This is a genomic window from Bacillus sp. FSL M8-0277 (genome assembly GCF_037975305.1).
GTDB classification, from domain to species: Bacteria; Bacillota; Bacilli; order Bacillales; family Bacillaceae; genus Bacillus; species Bacillus pumilus.
The window spans coordinates 3,365,586-3,380,151 of the sequence record NZ_CP150255.1 but is presented as its reverse complement, the minus strand read 5'-3'; the positions used below and the strand labels follow the sequence as shown (position 1 = coordinate 3,380,151).

Sequence of the window (14,566 nt, the reverse complement as noted above, 5' to 3'; positions counted from 1 at the left end):
GCATAGAGGTGAAGTGATGGAAACGAAGCTTGAGAAAGCCATTGAACTTCGAAAAAGTGGACACCTTCAAGAATCAAATGAAATGCTCTCTTATCTTGTAGAGAAGTATCCAGACGATGCCTCTATTCATTATCAATGTGCCTGGAGTTATGACTTGTTAGGAGAGGAAAGGCAAGCTGTCTTTTTTTATGAAAGAGCCATTGAGTTAGGATTGTCTTCAGAAGAACTAGAAGACGCTTTACTAGGGTTAGGAAGTACATACAGAACTTTGGGAGAATATGAAAAGTCAAAACAGATATTCCTAAAAGGGATGGAAACTTATCCAGACAACAAAGCCATTCAAACGTTCTATGCCATGACTTTGTATAATTTAAAGGAACATAGCAAAGCGATGGAAATATTACTGAACTGTTTAACTGAAACGACAAAGGATCCTGCTATTTTAAGTTATCGAAAGGCGATTGATTTTTATTCAAATCAGTTAGATAGGTTATGGAAATAATAGTTGATTTGGCTACTTGAATAGAATTGGAGGGGCAATGTTATGAAAAAACCCCCTCCTTTGTTATGAAATTTTATATGTAATAGTCATTTATGGCATAAGAAAGAAGGAAAATGTATTGTCATTATTCACCACGTATTACCCGCTGTTTATGCTTTGTGTTTTATCTGTGCTGTATGTAATGTATCGTATTCAGCCGGTGGCCACTACTGTTAAAAAAATCATCATTGTGCTCTGTGTGTTAACAAATGCCGCCTATATTTGCTGGCGTCTTTTCTTTACACTGCCGCATGAAGGTATTTTTAATATTGTGATGGGTATTTTGCTTGTTGCCTGTGAATGCATTGGGTTTTTACAGCTGCTTGTGTTTTATACACTTGTTTGGAAGCCATCCAATCGGAAACAAGTCATGATCAGTGATCTTGACAGGCTGCCAACAGTTGATATTTTCATAGCTACATATAATGAACCAATTGAAGTGCTGAAACGCACTGTTGCAGGTTGTGTGAATCTCTCTTATCCAAAGAACAAAGTCCACATTTATTTATGTGATGATGGCAAGCGGGCGTCTGTAGAGCAGCTTGCTTCTGAGTTTGGTGTTCATTATCTGACAAGAACAGATAACAAGTATGCGAAGGCGGGTAACTTAAACCATGCGATGTCTCAAACGAATGGGGAGCTGATTCTCACACTTGATGCGGATATGGTCCCCCTTCCTTCGTTTTTAGAAAAAACAGTGCCTTACTTTCATGATGGAGCGACGGCGTTTGTTCAAGTTCCACAGGCGTTTTATAACGAAGATCCTTTCCAATATAATATGTTCTCGAAGGATCGAATTCCAAATGAGCAGGACTTCTTCATGCAAACCCTCCAAGCTGGGAAGGATCGGTTTAATGCTGTGATGTATGTCGGTAGTAATACTGTCTTTAGAAGAATCGCCTTAGATGAAATTGGCGGATTTGCTACTGGGGTGATTACAGAAGACATGGCGACAGGAATGCTACTCCAAGGAAAGTTCAAATCTGTGTCTGTCGGAGAAGTATTAGCCGTCGGTCTGGCACCTGAAAGCTGGCTGGATCTGTTAAAGCAGAGAGATCGGTGGTCGAGAGGGAACATTCAGTGTGCCCGTAAGTTTAATCCTTTGAAGGTTCGTGGCTTAACGCTGATGCAGCGAGTTCTTTATTTAGATGGTATTGTGTATTGGTTTAACGGTTTGTTTAAAATGATTTACATTCTCACGCCGATTTTGTTTTTATTGTTTGGTATTCAAAGTTTCTGGGCAGATTTCCAGTCCATTTTCATGTTCTGGCTACCGGCGTTCTTTAGTTCCTATTTAGCATTTAAACTAGTGTCGAATCAAAAAAGAAGCATGTTTTGGAGTCATATTTATGAAAGCTCTATGGCATTCCACCTGGCTGGTGTGGCTTTAAGTGAGCTGTTTTTCAAAAAGAGAGTGGAATTTCTTGTCACACCAAAGGGAATTCAAACGGACAAAAGACACTTTCATTTGAAAACGATGATTCCCCATTTGATCTTTTTGCTGCTCTCATTGCTTGTCCTAGTGAAAATAGGATACGATGTGAAGGTAAATGGGACGATGAATGCTGATCTCATGTTGATTAATATATTTTGGGTGATGTATAACGGTGCAGGTCTATTCATGGCACTGCTTGTGGCGTTTGACCGTCCGCGTTATCGAAAATCAGAGCGGTTTGTCATTGAAAAAGAGGGACAGCTTCATTCTGATCATCAAGATGAGTCGATTGCTTGTTTTCTACTAGATATGAGTGATTCAGGTGCGCGTCTATCCATTCCATTGGATCAAGCTTCTTCTCTTTATCAAGGACAAACGCAATTGTTCTTTTCAGAGGATGAAAGTGTGGCGTGTGATGTGGTTTGGAGCCATCCAGAGGGAGACAAGCTGATGGTTGGTGTTGCTTTTACTGACACACAAAAATCAGAGTATCTATCACTGATCCGCTTCCTATTCACACGAGAGCATGTATCGATAACGGATCGTGAGAAAAAATCCTATGCTGTTCGGACATTTCTCCGCTTTGTAAGAGAAACGAAGAAGGTACCAAAGGCCTTGCAGCGAAAATGGATGAGAAGGCCTTTGCAAGGTGTGGCAGGCACGCTGTCCTATGAGGGCCGATTAGAAGAGAAGGTGCCGGTGAACATACATGATATTAGTTTATCTGGATGCAAAATCGAGTCTGAAGCTTCAATTGAATTAAATGAGAAAGTGCTGATCACCATTGACGCAGAATCTCTGACAGATCAGCCGGCAATTGCCGTTTGGACTTCAAAAAGGCGCGGCCGCACAATTGTCGGACTCAAGTTTATTCAACCTGAAATCAAGCAGATAGAAGTAGAAGAAAGAGAGGGAGTGGTTTCTTGAAATCAAAAAACGGCGGTTACCTCTATTTACTATGGCTTCCTGTCCTCATGGGAGCCGGCTACGGCATTTCGCTTTTAGTGCCATTTCTTCAGCCTGTCCTGACACTTGGTATCGCAGGTCTTTATCTTTTTATATTTGGTGATTTTCAGGTGAGACAAGTCAGGTATATTTTTATGTTCGTCTTTTTGATTAATGTTCTTTTTAGTGTGATGCTATTTTTAGGCATTTAAAAAAGTGCTTCCCGCAGATGGGGAGCACTTTTTGTTATTCTGCCATTTTTTCGAGGTTGCCGTTTCGGTCCATTTTAAAGGTTGGAGCGGCAGTGTCGTCCTCTTCAAACAAAACTAGTTTTCTTGCACGGTTCATGATTTTGACGAGTGTTTCATAATCTTCTTGAATCGTGAGCTGATCCTTTTCAAGCTTTTTCACTTCTGCTTCTAGCTGTGTGACTTTATGTGAAAGTTCGTTATTTTCTCGTTTTAACCGGCTGTTTTCCATGCGTAAGGCAGAGGATTGCTGTCCATCGCCTTCATAGCGGCGCAAGAAATCAATGACATCTTCGATGGTTAAATCCTGTTGCTGCCTAAAAGGATTGGCTTCTGGCTTTTTCTCTGCGACATGAGAAGCCTGTGACAATAAATGTGATAAACTAGCTAACTCTTCATTGTAGCTTTGGTCTACAAACTGGAGCTGCTCGGCTGTTTCAGATGCTGGTGCAAACGTTTCTTCCTGCGCTGGTTCCAGCTCCTGTGAGAATTCCTCTTGCATGACCGTTTCTTCTACTTGCGGCTGATAGAGTAATCGTTTCTTTGCAGGCTGACCATTGCCGAGTGCGCGCATCCGTTGTTTCCGCTGCTTTTTGGCAAGGGCTAAAGCTTTTTCATATTGATGCCTCACAACAGCATTCCATCTAAAACCGCATGCCGCTGAGGTGCGATTTAGCTTGTCTCCTACTTCTTCAAACGCATTCAGCTGTGTGCTGCCCTCTCTGACGTGACGTAAGACGGTTTCTGCCAAAAGGAGATCGTCTTCCTCTGACCAAGCATCTTGTCTTTGTTTTGACATGTTTAAACCCCCATATGATTTGATGGTATTAGATTAGCCAAGTTCAAGAAGGTTTATACAAGTTTGCTAAAAGGATAGTGGAAAATACTAGCTTTTATATGAGCACGTCTCAGCGATTATCATGCGTCTTGCAAGTCTAGCCGCTTCGATGTACAATGTTGGGTGGTATATTATGACTCTTGGTTGTCCAACTGTTTCATATAAAATGAAGTTCATCATTGAAAGGAAGCGTAAGACCATGGCTAATGAGTTTCGCGTATGTGACGATTGCGATGCGACGAACCTAAAGACGTTGCTGCCTCGACTCAAATCGGTTGACCCTGATGCAAAAATTGAAATTGGCTGTCAATCCTATTGTGGTCCAGGACGAAAAAAGGCTTTTGCGTTTGTGAACAATCGCCCATTATCCGCACCAACAGAAGATGAGTTACTCGAAAAGGTTCAAAAGAAAGTCAAATAAATGTCACTGAATGTGTTCAGTCGACCTAAAAAGAGGTCCGTCCCTGTCAGGTCGGGCTTTTTACGTCCATGCAATCGTTGAGAACACATTCACGAGCAAATTCAAGGATGTTTTCGGGAAAAGTTACCCGATATAATAGAAACACGTCTTAAAAAAAGAGGGACGAAACGATGGCGTATCCAAAAGGGAAATTATCTGAGGAAAAGGTATTTAAAGATCCTGTGCACCGTTATGTTCATGTACGGGACGCATTAATATGGGACTTAATAGGAACAAGAGAATTTCAGCGCCTGCGCCGAATTAAACAGCTAGGAACCACTTATTTGACGTTTCATGGTGCAGAACACAGCCGTTTCAATCATTCACTCGGTGTATATGAGATTGTGAGACGGATTGTGGATGATGTATTCAAAGGACGGCCGGAATGGGATGAGGGAGAACGCGAGCTTGTCCTGAGTGCGGCCTTGCTTCATGACCTCGGACATGGACCATTTTCTCATTCCTTTGAAAAGGTCTTCCACTTAGATCATGAATCGTTTACAAGAGATATTATTTTAGGGCAAACCGAAGTCAATGAAGTGCTTCGCCGGGTGAGTGATGATTTCCCGAAGCATGTGGCTGAAGTCATTGCCAAAACGTATCAAAACAAACAGGTGGTCAGTTTGATCTCAAGTCAAATTGATGCCGACCGTATGGACTATTTGCAGCGTGATGCCTACTATACAGGCGTCAGCTATGGCCATTTTGATATGGAGCGTATTTTGCGCGTGATGCGTCCGAGAGAAGATCAGATTGTGATGAAGCAGAGCGGGATGCATGCGGTCGAGGATTATATTATGAGCCGCTATCAAATGTATTGGCAAGTCTATTTCCACCCGGTGACACGCAGTGCAGAAGTCATCTTAACGAAAATTCTCCATCGTGCAAAAGAGCTGCATGAAACGGGCTATATTTTCACACATGCCCCTGTTCATTTTTATTCGATTTTTGAAGGGAATGTCACCACAGAGGACTATATTAAACTGGATGAATCCATTGTCTTATTTTATTTTCAGGCGTGGGAAGATGAAGAAGATCACGTGCTGGCTGATTTGTGCCGCCGTTTTATGAACCGCCGATTGTTCCAATATACAGAGTTTAATCCGAATGAAGAAATGACAAAATATTTCAAGCTGACCGCCTTGTTCAAGGAGGCAGGCATTGATCCTGACTATTATTTAGTCGTCGACTCTTCCTCTGACTTGCCATACGACTTCTACAGACCAGGGGAGGAAGAAGAGAGACTGCCGATCCACCTTTTGACGCAAAGCGGTCATATTAAAGAGCTGTCGAGACAGTCAGATATTGTTGATGCCATTTCCGGTAAACGAAGAACCGATCATAAACTTTATTTCCCGATGGACTTAATTGTAGATATGTCGGAAAAAGCTGAAGAAAAGAAGGCGATCATGAAGCTGCTTGGATTGGGATAAGGAAGTACTGAAAAAGGAGATGTCGGGAATTTGTTGAAAGAGCATGCAAAGTTGATGAAGGTATTCTCTGAATCCGGGGAAATCGTTGGACGGAAGAAGCTGCAAAAGATGATTTACATAGCAAAAAAGCTAGATTTGCCTTTTTACGAGAAATACGATTTTCACTTTTATGGCCCCTATTCAGAGGAGTTGACGCTCAGAATTGAAGAGCTGTGCAACCTTGGATTCTTGGATGAAATGAAGGAAAAAAAAGGCGGATACTATCAATATCGCTATTCGCTGACGGACAATGGGAAAGAGTTTCTCGATCAGTGTGAAGTGGACATGCCTGACCTCAAAGTGCTGACGCAGCAGATGAACGAGCAGTCGTCTCGTTTCCTAGAGCTCGTCTCTACGATTTTATACTTTGATGATCTGCCACAAGATGAGGTAAAGGAAAAGGTCTTCACCATTAAAAGCAAGCAGCGCTATACGGACGAAGAATTTGAGGATGCTCTTGCTTATATTGATCAGTTGAAGGAATTGAACTAACGAGAAGAACCAGTGTGTGATGGCTAATGGCTAGAACAGACTGGTTTTTATTTTGCGCAGAAACAAGTCGACCGCATGGATCGACTTGTATTTTATGAATGGTGATAAGAGAATCTCGCTAAAAATTGTTTTGTACGTTCTTCTTTCGTCTGTTCAAAGACTTCTTCCGGCGTACCTGATTCGACGATGACCCCATCTTCCATGAAAATCACCTTGTCGGCAATATCATAGGCAAAGCTCATCTCGTGCGTGACGATGATCATGGTGACCCCGGTTTGCGCTACCTGTTTAATGACATCAAGCGTTTCTCCTACAAGCTCAGGATCTAATGCAGAGGTCGGTTCGTCGAACAAAATGACTTCTGGATTTAAAGCCAGTGCCCGTGCAATGCCAACTCGCTGCTGCTGTCCGCCAGATAATTGATGCGGATAAGCATCCTTTTTCTCTAGCAATCCAACCTTTGTAAGCAATTGAAGAGCTGTGTCATAGGCTTGATCTTTCGGATGTTTACGGGCAATGACTAAACCTTCCATGACGTTTTCAAGTGCTGTTTTATGAAGAAATAGATCGTATTGCTGAAAGACCATGGCGGTTTTTCTTCGAAGTGCGAGAATGGCTTTAGGCTTGGCTTGATTGAACTTGACAGTCGTGTCATCAATGCTAATTTCTCCTTGATCCGCACGCTCAAGAAAATTCAAGCAACGCAGAAAGGTTGATTTCCCAGAACCGCTCGGACCTAATATGACAACCACTTCGCCTTTTTCCACTGATAAATCAATTCCTTTTAGAATCTCGTTCTTGCCGAACGCTTTATGCACCTGTTTTATGTTAATCATGCCAATCGTCTCCTTTTGTTTTTGTGTCCATATTTCTCATATCCGGCTGTGATGGCTTCAATAGAGGCGCACAGTGCCCAGTAAATCAGGGCAACGGCGATGTATGCTTCAAGATAACGATAGTTCACATTGGCTTTGATTAAAGCGCCGTTTAAAATATCGACCACAGACACCATAGAGACGAGAGAAGAGGCTTTGATTAAACTGATCAGCATGTTGTTCAGAAGAGGAAGGGAGATGGGAAAGACTTGTGGAATGATGACCCTTCTTAAGACCTGCTTGCTGGTGAAACCAACGGATAATGCGGCATCGAATTGACCCTTTGGAATAGATGCAAGAGAGCTTCGAAATATTTCGGATAACCCGCTTACGGCATATAAAGTAAGGGCGAAAATGGCAATCCATCGTCTGTCCAAATCACTGAAACGAATCTGAAGAGAAAGAGATGCAGCCAAATGATCCAGCGAGTCTGAAAAAAGAAGATAAGATACGAGCAAAATTAGAACAACAGGAATAGCTTTAAAAATAGCCACAAACCATTTGAACAATTGAGATAATACAGGCACCTGATAAAAACGGATAAGGGCAATACCAAATCCAAAGACAGAGCCAAATATTAGCGGTAGAAAGCCTAACAGCAGAGTTGTTGGCAAATAATGAAGTGCAGCTAGAAAGGCCTGCAGCATAAAGGCAACATCAAAATCCACTCAGATCGCTCCTTTCTTATGATGTAGTAAAGTCTCCGCCCAATATTTTTTTAGACAATTCAGCGAGCTTGCCGTTATCGATCAGCTTTTGTAATGCTTGATCAATGTCTTTTTGAAGTTTTGTATTGTTTTTTTGATAAAGATAGTACGTTTTAGATACATTTACAGGCTTTCCAGATGTCACAAGATTGGCATTGAACTGTTTGTTTAGCTTATTGACGTCATACTTTGTGAGCAAGGCTGCATCGACTGTGCCATTCTGAAGGTTTTTGACTAGAATTTCGTTCCCGCCATCTCCGTAGACAATGTCAATTTTCCGATCGTGCTTTTCGTTATATTGTTCTAGCAGATAAGCGAAATTACTCCCTGTAGAAGTATGTACCTTGTGTCCTGCCAAATCATCCAGGCTTTGAAAATCATGACCGGATGCTTTATCAACAACCACATAGCTTGTATAGTCTGTGTAGCCAACTTTTCCAAATAGATATTTCTTCTGGCGCTCATCATTGATTTCATATTGATGGGCAGCGAGATCTACTTTACCAGCATCTAAAGCGGGCAGAATATTTTTAAATTCAAAGGATTCATATTTAAACTGATATTGTGGAAGCAGCTGATCGACTTCGTCTAATACAGCCTTCTCATAGCCTGTTAATTTGCCGTTTTCATCTAAGTAAACGAAAGGCTGGTAAGCGTTCCCTGTGCCAACGATGATTTCTTTCGCATCTGGATCATTATTCGTTGCTTCTGCTTTGACTTCATTCGATTGTTCCGTATTTCCGCAGGCAGCAAGCAGCAATGAGCCAAGTGTAAGCAGACCGATGATGGAATGTTTTTTGAATTGTTTGTTATTTTTCATGTGAAATCCTCCTCGTTTTACTTCGCACGCTTTTCGACTGTAAAGGCCGTTTCCGCTCTTTTTAAGGAAACGAACGTTGCTTGACGCTGTTTTCTTGTTTTCGGTGTATTGATCCACTTTTCCAATAGGTCAAACGCTTTTTCTAGCAGCAGACTTAACATTATAAAAATGACGGCAGCAATAAAGTATCCTTCTAATACGCGGTAGTATAATGCCCCTAATGTTTGAACCTTTCCAATAATATCCATTACGCCCAGTGTAAAGGCGAGAGAGGTATTTTGTAATAAGTTGACGATGGCCACACCAATATTCGGTAGTGCGATTTTTCCTGCTTGAGGAATGAGTGTCCTTCTATAAATCTGCCATTTTGTCAGCCCAATCGAGGCAGCCGCTTCATATTGAGATGCTGGGACACTTGATAAGGCTGATCGGAATATTTCTGAAAAGTAGGCAGCAGTATTGAGTCCATATGTAATATAAAGAAAGATCAATTTGTTCCACATGGAGATATCAAGGCCAATTGTTGCGAGCACACCTGGCAGGCCATAAAAGACAATAAACATTTGAACAAGGATAGGTGTTCCGCGAATAAATGAGACATAGATTGCACTGAGCTGATGCAGGACAGGAATGCGCTCAATTCGGAAATAAGCAAGGATGAATCCAAGAAAGCTGCCAATCAAAGTGGCAAATAAAACGATCAGCAAGGTGGTCGGAAGGGCTGATAATACTTTAGGGAAGAGTGTGACCACATACTCCCATTTGAAAAACTCACCCATGTTGAATCACCTCCTATGTAGAAGTCGTTTCGACTTTTTCTTCTGCGGGTGGCGCGCCTAATATGGCAGCATCGAACCGTTCTGGGATAAGTACTTTATACATCAAGATACCTAAGTCACCATTTTCGGCTTCACGTTCAATATATTTTGTGTATCCTTTTCGTTCGTACATGTCTAAAAGCCAAGGGTGTTTCCGGCCAGAAGTGCCCAGTGTATACGCAGGCGCTTTATATGTTTGGCGGAGCAAGGTGTTTTCCACATAATCGAGCAGCTTGTTTCCAATCCCTTGCCCTGCTAAATCAGGAGCTGTCGCAAACCACCAAACAAATGGATATCCTGAGACCGGTTGCGTACTCTCCCAAGGAAAACGGATGGTGATGGTTGATATGAGCCGCCCGTCTCGTTCTAAAACAACGGCAGCGGACTGTGTAATGTTTTCTATGACCATTTCAAGTGTGGCGTTCGTGGATGGCCAATCAATGCCCATTTCCCCAAGTGGTTTAAATGCACTGGACAGCAATTCTAAAAAGGCTGGCGCATCTTCTTCGGTAGCGATACGAAAAATATCTCGACTCATGACAAACCTCCATTCAAAATGTAATGTCAGATTATTGCTTTTCTTAAAGTCTCGATATCTGGATTCAACAATGCTTGATACACGTGGGGGTCATGACTGATCTCAACTACAGGCACATAGCGGACGCCGTATTTTTCCTCTAAAATGTTTCTGTAATCATCATGTTCAGTGACATCAATCGTTGAATAAGGGATCTGCTGTTCGTTGAAATAGGATTGAATGTCCTTGCAATAACTGCATCCATTTTTGCTCCATAAAATGATTTTTTGACTGTTTGACATTAGACGTTCACCTCGTGATTTATTTTTTTAGCTGCTGTTTGTTCATGGTTAAACGCTTCTTTTAACAATGTGACAGACGCAATTCTTGCCTCAATGTCTACGATCGGAGTTAGTACGATGAATTCATTGATATCGTATGTCTCGGCCAGCTCAGTCAGCCGGTGATGAACAGTTTCTTTTGTGCCAGCGGTATAGCCGGTTTTTTGTACGTGAATGCTGTAGTGTTCTTTTTTCGTTCCTTTCACTAGCTTTTCTGCATCCTCTATTGATGTGACATTGAGCTTTCTTCCATCGGAAAAGGAGACCTTTACTGTTTCCTTTTGTTTGATGTGCAAGAGTGCTTGTTCATGATCTTCGGCTGCGGAAACGGTGATGGCGAGAAGGAACTGCTGGCGAGTGCCCGCTTTTTGATATGTTTGGAAGGTCTCCCTTGCTTCTTTTAATAATGATTCATCTCCATTAATAAAGAAGGCAAATACAAAGGAGATTCCGAGTTTTGCTGCGAATTTAGCGCTCTCCGTACTTCCCCCTAAAAGGAAGATGTCGGGTGACAAACGTGGGATGGGCTGAGCATTCAATTCATTTGATTGTTCCGTAAGGTAGGTTTTGAGATCTACTAATTTTTGAGAAAAATCTTTCCGTGACGCTTGATAATCCTCCTGAAGTGCTTGTGTCGAGAGGTTCAGCCCTCCTGGTGCTTTCCCAACGCCTAAATCGACTCTGCCAGGCGCTAGTGATGCCAGTACATGAAATGTTTCAGCTACTTTAAATGGGCTATAATGCTGTAGCATGACACCTCCAGAACCAATTCGCAAATTGCTCGTTTTTGCTAATAGATAGCCGGCAAGGGCTTCAGGGGATGAACCTGCTACTTGAGGGTTATTGTGATGTTCAGACACCCAAAACCTGTGATAGCCAAGCTGATCCGCTGCTTCAGCTAATCTGACAGTATGCTGAATGCCCGCCTCTGCGTTCTCGTTTTCACCGACAAGGCTTTGATCAAGAATACTAAGGGTGATCGACATTGGCTGTTCCTCCTATCAGACTTTGATATTGAGATAATGCGAGGTTTAACCTGTTTATGGCATCTGAATCAATTAAATAATTATCTGAACCCTGCTTTTTGACCTGTTGATCCACGACATACACACCAGATTGAACAACTGTTGCACCAAGTTGGTGAATAATCGGTTTAAGAGCATATTCAATGACGAGCAGATGACCATAGGTTCCTCCTAAAACGAACGGAAGGACGGGTTTTCCTTGTAATGCTTTTTGGGGAAGTAAATCTAAAAACGTTTTTAAAATACCGGAAAATGACGCTTTGTAGACAGGCGTTAACACAATGACACCGTCACTCTCATTCACGAGTTCAATGGCCTTGACAATCTCTTCGTTTGAAAAGTCTGCTCCTATTAGTGCGCTGCTAGGCAGCTGGTGAACTTGAATGGTATGTACATCTATTCCATTGAATGTTAACTGCTGCTGAATATGCTGCAGGACACCCGTTAATCGAGATTGGACGGAATGACCTCCTGCTATAATCGTTACTTTCGTCAATTCGTCTCCTCCATTTCTTATAATTCCGTCTAAACAACTTGGAATAGTTGATAATATAAATTATAATAAGGCAAACCAATAGAAAAGTATAATTAGTAATCATAAATCCACGATTCAGATATTTAAAATACAGGGAGAAGAGGGGTTTTCATGGAGATTCGAGCGATACGCACTTTTGCCACCATCGTGAAATACGGAAATTTTTTAAAAGCAGCAGCAGCGCTGAATTATTCTCAGCCAACCATTACTTTGCACATCAAACATTTAGAAGAGGAAATTGGAGAGAAGCTTCTAGAAAGAGGGAAGACCTTAAAGTTAACAGCATCAGGACAGCTTTTTTATGAAAGAGCCAATTCTTTACTCAATGAATATGAGAAACTGACGAAAACGCTCCAAGATTTAGAGGTAGGCATTGCGGGGTTCATTCGCATCGGTGTTTCTGAGCCCACAGCCAGCTTAGAGTTCCCATCGCTTCTTGCAGAATTCAAGGAAAGGTTTCCGAATGTAGAATTTTCTGTGCAAGTAGCAGATGCAAATACACTGAGTTCCTTGCTTTCCCATGATGAGATTGATTTTGCAATTTGCGGCGCACCAGAAGCTTCGATGGAAAATAGCTATAAGCCGCTTTTTCAAGATGATATTGTTTTGTTGGTTCCGTCTTCCCATCGATTGGCGGAAAAAGATGCAGCGGAGGTAACAGATTTAGAAAATGAAACCATATTATTCACACCTCACAATTGCCCCATCCGCATCCAAATTGAACAACAAATCGTTAACGTCATTGGGAGCAATTACAATAAGTTAGAGATTACGAGCAGCATGTCCCATAAACACTATGTTCAGGCTGGATTAGGAGTGTCTCTTTTTACTCGAACCGCCCATTCTTTTACACTCCCCGGTACAAAGGTATTAGAAATAAAGGGCATTCAAGTGTCCCCGCCAGTTGGTCTATTGAGGAAAACAAATGATGCGCCTGGAAGAGCTGTACTCCAGTTTATTGATCTCATTGAAAATCGATTGCATCGAACAACATGAAAAAGGGGTTAGCCTTTGCGCTGAACCCTCTTTCATGTTTATTTTACGGTTTGTTTAAGAAACTGATTCTTCTTAATAGGCAGACCCAAATTTTCGCGAAGGGTATGAGCTTGATAATTTGGATCATAATATCCTCTTTCTATCAAAACCGGGATCACATGCTCTGTCCATTCGGATAAACCACTAGCTAGAATCGGAGCGCCAAAAATAAATCCATCTGCGGCATCTTCTTCGATCCATTGAATCAATTTGTCAGCCACTTGTTCGTAAGTGCCGAAAAAGGCACTTTTTGGAGTGGTCACTTGTAAAGCGACTTCTCTTAAGGACAAATTTTGTTCTTTGGCCATTTTTTTAATGGATTCTGTTGTAGATTGAAAGCTGTTTGAACCAGCGTCACCTATATCAGGAAAAGGTTCATCAAGCGGGAATTGACTAAAGTCCAAATGATCAAAGAATCTGCCGAGGTAATGCAGGGCTTCTTCAATAGAGACTAGATGTTTAATGGCTTCATATTTTTCTTCTGCTTCTTCGACTGTTTTCCCTGTAATCGGGTGGATGCCAGGGAATATTTTGATATCGGATGGTTTTCGACCAAGCGCTTCGGCTCTATTTTTCACGTCACGGTAATAGGCTTTTGCCTTTTCAAGTGAATCGGCATTTGTAAATACAGCGTCTGCTTCTTTTGCGGCTAGATCTTTTCCTGCCTCTGAAGCACCTGCTTGGAAAATCACGGGCTGCCCTTGTTCAGATCGTTCAATATTTAAAGGACCTTTGACAGAAAAGTGTTTCCCATGATGGTTTAATGTGTGCAGTTTATCTCGATCGAAGAAGACACCTGTTGAACGATCTCTTATAAAAGCATCTTCTTCCCATGAATTCCAAAGCCCATTCACTACATGTAAATACTCTTCTGCAATTTCGTATCGAAGGGAGTGGCTAGGATGAGAACGGATGATGTGATTTTCAGCAGAACCTTCTAACGGTGAAGTCACAACATTCCATCCTGCCCGGCCTCTGCTTAACTTATCCAAGGAGGCAAATTGTCTGGCAATGGTAAAGGGCTCACTGTAGGAAGTGGATACGGTCCCCACAAGTCCAATTTGTTTGGTGACTGCAGCAAGAGCGGATAAGATGGTTAATGGTTCAAATCGGTTCAAGAAATGAGGAATCGAATGTTCATGAATATATAAGCCATCTGCGACAAAGACAAAACGGAAACCCGCTGCTTCTGCCTTTTTTGTCATCGCTTGATAGTAATCAATATTAACACTTGCATCTGCTGGAACTGATTCATCCTTCCACGCATTCATGTGACCTCCCGGACCATGTAACATTAATCCAAATTGTATGTGCTTTTTTTCAGACATGCGGATCGTCCCTTCTGTTTTGAAATAGCCATGTTTTATGTTTTTCATCATAAGGTAGAATCGTAAAGAAGTATAATTGGTATCAGTAAAGTATGACTTTATCTTTTCTAATATCATTTTTTGTTTCTTTCAGA

The 14,566-nt window shown here is 41.8% G+C and carries 17 protein-coding genes; 7 read left to right on the top strand and 10 right to left on the bottom strand.

Annotated elements, in window-relative coordinates:
* Positions 1 to 16 precede the first annotated feature (16 nt).
* The 3 genes from MKZ05_RS17140 to MKZ05_RS17130 all read left to right on the top strand — a co-directional run bounded on the left by MKZ05_RS17140 (position 17) and on the right by MKZ05_RS17130 (position 3,133).
* Positions 17 to 502, top strand: coding sequence for a tetratricopeptide repeat protein (locus tag MKZ05_RS17140; RefSeq protein ID WP_212045657.1), 486 nt, complete (start codon positions 17 to 19; stop codon positions 500 to 502).
* A gap of 118 nt (positions 503 to 620) precedes the next feature.
* Positions 621 to 2,903 carry a glycosyltransferase gene (locus MKZ05_RS17135; RefSeq protein ID WP_339160652.1) on the top strand — a complete coding sequence of 761 codons (2,283 nt, stop codon included), beginning with the start codon at positions 621 to 623 and terminating at the stop codon, positions 2,901 to 2,903.
* Positions 2,900 to 3,133: a DUF5970 family protein gene (locus MKZ05_RS17130; protein ID WP_106029512.1), complete on the top strand. Its 234-nt coding sequence runs from the start codon at positions 2,900 to 2,902 to the stop codon at positions 3,131 to 3,133. Before MKZ05_RS17135 ends, MKZ05_RS17130 begins: the two co-directional genes overlap by 4 nt.
* 34 nt (positions 3,134 to 3,167) lie before the next feature.
* Here MKZ05_RS17130 and MKZ05_RS17125 read toward each other — a convergent pair whose 3' ends face one another.
* Complete coding sequence (locus tag MKZ05_RS17125) at positions 3,168 to 3,968, bottom strand: RsfA family transcriptional regulator (RefSeq protein WP_044140194.1); 801 nt, start codon at positions 3,966 to 3,968, stop codon at positions 3,168 to 3,170.
* Positions 3,969 to 4,206: 238 nt separating this feature from the next.
* On the opposite strand from MKZ05_RS17125, the gene MKZ05_RS17120 reads away from it, so the two are divergent.
* The 3 genes from MKZ05_RS17120 (at position 4,207) to MKZ05_RS17110 (ending at position 6,431) form a co-directional block, all read left to right on the top strand.
* Positions 4,207 to 4,428 carry a DUF1450 domain-containing protein gene (locus MKZ05_RS17120; protein ID WP_003215259.1) on the top strand — a complete coding sequence of 74 codons (222 nt, stop codon included), beginning with the start codon at positions 4,207 to 4,209 and terminating at the stop codon, positions 4,426 to 4,428.
* 170 nt (positions 4,429 to 4,598) lie between these two features.
* The gene (locus MKZ05_RS17115; RefSeq protein WP_007497716.1) at positions 4,599 to 5,900 is read left to right on the top strand and encodes an HD domain-containing protein; all 1,302 of its coding nucleotides are present in this window, start codon (positions 4,599 to 4,601) and stop codon (positions 5,898 to 5,900) included.
* A gap of 30 nt (positions 5,901 to 5,930) precedes the next feature.
* A complete protein-coding gene (locus tag MKZ05_RS17110; RefSeq protein WP_050944468.1) occupies positions 5,931 to 6,431 on the top strand; it encodes a YwgA family protein in 501 nt (166 codons plus the stop codon).
* A gap of 92 nt (positions 6,432 to 6,523) precedes the next feature.
* Here MKZ05_RS17110 and MKZ05_RS17105 read toward each other — a convergent pair whose 3' ends face one another.
* From MKZ05_RS17105 to ssuE, 8 genes are read right to left on the bottom strand one after another with little or no spacing between them, the layout of a single operon-like run.
* Positions 6,524 to 7,267, bottom strand: coding sequence for an amino acid ABC transporter ATP-binding protein (locus MKZ05_RS17105; RefSeq protein WP_003215167.1), 744 nt, complete (start codon positions 7,265 to 7,267; stop codon positions 6,524 to 6,526).
* Positions 7,264 to 7,974 carry an ABC transporter permease subunit gene (locus MKZ05_RS17100; protein WP_106029514.1) on the bottom strand — a complete coding sequence of 237 codons (711 nt, stop codon included), beginning with the start codon at positions 7,972 to 7,974 and terminating at the stop codon, positions 7,264 to 7,266. The genes MKZ05_RS17105 and MKZ05_RS17100 overlap by 4 nt, the downstream gene beginning before the upstream one ends.
* Before the next feature lie 16 nt (positions 7,975 to 7,990).
* Complete coding sequence (locus tag MKZ05_RS17095; protein WP_003215163.1) at positions 7,991 to 8,833, bottom strand: transporter substrate-binding domain-containing protein; 843 nt, start codon at positions 8,831 to 8,833, stop codon at positions 7,991 to 7,993.
* Between the two features lie 17 nt (positions 8,834 to 8,850).
* Positions 8,851 to 9,612: an amino acid ABC transporter permease gene (locus tag MKZ05_RS17090; protein WP_003215084.1), complete on the bottom strand. Its 762-nt coding sequence runs from the start codon at positions 9,610 to 9,612 to the stop codon at positions 8,851 to 8,853.
* A gap of 13 nt (positions 9,613 to 9,625) precedes the next feature.
* Positions 9,626 to 10,189 carry a GNAT family N-acetyltransferase gene (locus MKZ05_RS17085; RefSeq protein ID WP_003215102.1) on the bottom strand — a complete coding sequence of 188 codons (564 nt, stop codon included), beginning with the start codon at positions 10,187 to 10,189 and terminating at the stop codon, positions 9,626 to 9,628.
* Between the two features lie 26 nt (positions 10,190 to 10,215).
* Positions 10,216 to 10,470 (bottom strand): glutaredoxin family protein, encoded by a 255-nt coding sequence (locus MKZ05_RS17080; RefSeq protein ID WP_003215313.1) that lies wholly within the window; start codon positions 10,468 to 10,470, stop codon positions 10,216 to 10,218.
* Complete coding sequence (locus tag MKZ05_RS17075) at positions 10,470 to 11,495, bottom strand: LLM class flavin-dependent oxidoreductase (protein ID WP_003215315.1); 1,026 nt, start codon at positions 11,493 to 11,495, stop codon at positions 10,470 to 10,472. Before MKZ05_RS17075 ends, MKZ05_RS17080 begins: the two co-directional genes overlap by 1 nt.
* Positions 11,479 to 12,030, bottom strand: a complete 552-nt coding sequence (ssuE, locus tag MKZ05_RS17070; protein WP_050944466.1) for an NADPH-dependent FMN reductase — start codon at positions 12,028 to 12,030, stop codon at positions 11,479 to 11,481. The genes MKZ05_RS17075 and ssuE overlap by 17 nt, the downstream gene beginning before the upstream one ends.
* 150 nt (positions 12,031 to 12,180) lie before the next feature.
* On the opposite strand from ssuE, the gene MKZ05_RS17065 reads away from it, so the two are divergent.
* Positions 12,181 to 13,065: a LysR family transcriptional regulator gene (locus tag MKZ05_RS17065; protein ID WP_003214906.1), complete on the top strand. Its 885-nt coding sequence runs from the start codon at positions 12,181 to 12,183 to the stop codon at positions 13,063 to 13,065.
* Between the two features lie 38 nt (positions 13,066 to 13,103).
* On the opposite strand, the gene MKZ05_RS17060 is transcribed toward MKZ05_RS17065, so the two are convergent.
* A complete protein-coding gene (locus MKZ05_RS17060) occupies positions 13,104 to 14,432 on the bottom strand; it encodes an LLM class flavin-dependent oxidoreductase (protein ID WP_339160646.1) in 1,329 nt (442 codons plus the stop codon).
* Positions 14,433 to 14,566 lie beyond the last annotated feature (134 nt).

Coding starts and splice junctions, on each gene's coding strand:
- MKZ05_RS17140 (WP_212045657.1), top strand. CDS start 17: ATGGAAACGAAGCTTGAGAAAGCCATTGAACTTCGAAAAAGTGGACAC.
- MKZ05_RS17125 (WP_044140194.1), bottom strand. CDS start 3,968: ATGTCAAAACAAAGACAAGATGCTTGGTCAGAGGAAGACGATCTCCTT.
- MKZ05_RS17120 (WP_003215259.1), top strand. CDS start 4,207: ATGGCTAATGAGTTTCGCGTATGTGACGATTGCGATGCGACGAACCTA.
- MKZ05_RS17115 (WP_007497716.1), top strand. CDS start 4,599: ATGGCGTATCCAAAAGGGAAATTATCTGAGGAAAAGGTATTTAAAGAT.
- MKZ05_RS17105 (WP_003215167.1), bottom strand. CDS start 7,267: ATGATTAACATAAAACAGGTGCATAAAGCGTTCGGCAAGAACGAGATT.
- MKZ05_RS17095 (WP_003215163.1), bottom strand. CDS start 8,833: ATGAAAAATAACAAACAATTCAAAAAACATTCCATCATCGGTCTGCTT.
- MKZ05_RS17090 (WP_003215084.1), bottom strand. CDS start 9,612: ATGGGTGAGTTTTTCAAATGGGAGTATGTGGTCACACTCTTCCCTAAA.
- MKZ05_RS17085 (WP_003215102.1), bottom strand. CDS start 10,189: ATGAGTCGAGATATTTTTCGTATCGCTACCGAAGAAGATGCGCCAGCC.
- MKZ05_RS17080 (WP_003215313.1), bottom strand. CDS start 10,470: ATGTCAAACAGTCAAAAAATCATTTTATGGAGCAAAAATGGATGCAGT.
- MKZ05_RS17075 (WP_003215315.1), bottom strand. CDS start 11,495: ATGTCGATCACCCTTAGTATTCTTGATCAAAGCCTTGTCGGTGAAAAC.
- MKZ05_RS17065 (WP_003214906.1), top strand. CDS start 12,181: ATGGAGATTCGAGCGATACGCACTTTTGCCACCATCGTGAAATACGGA.
- MKZ05_RS17060 (WP_339160646.1), bottom strand. CDS start 14,432: ATGTCTGAAAAAAAGCACATACAATTTGGATTAATGTTACATGGTCCG.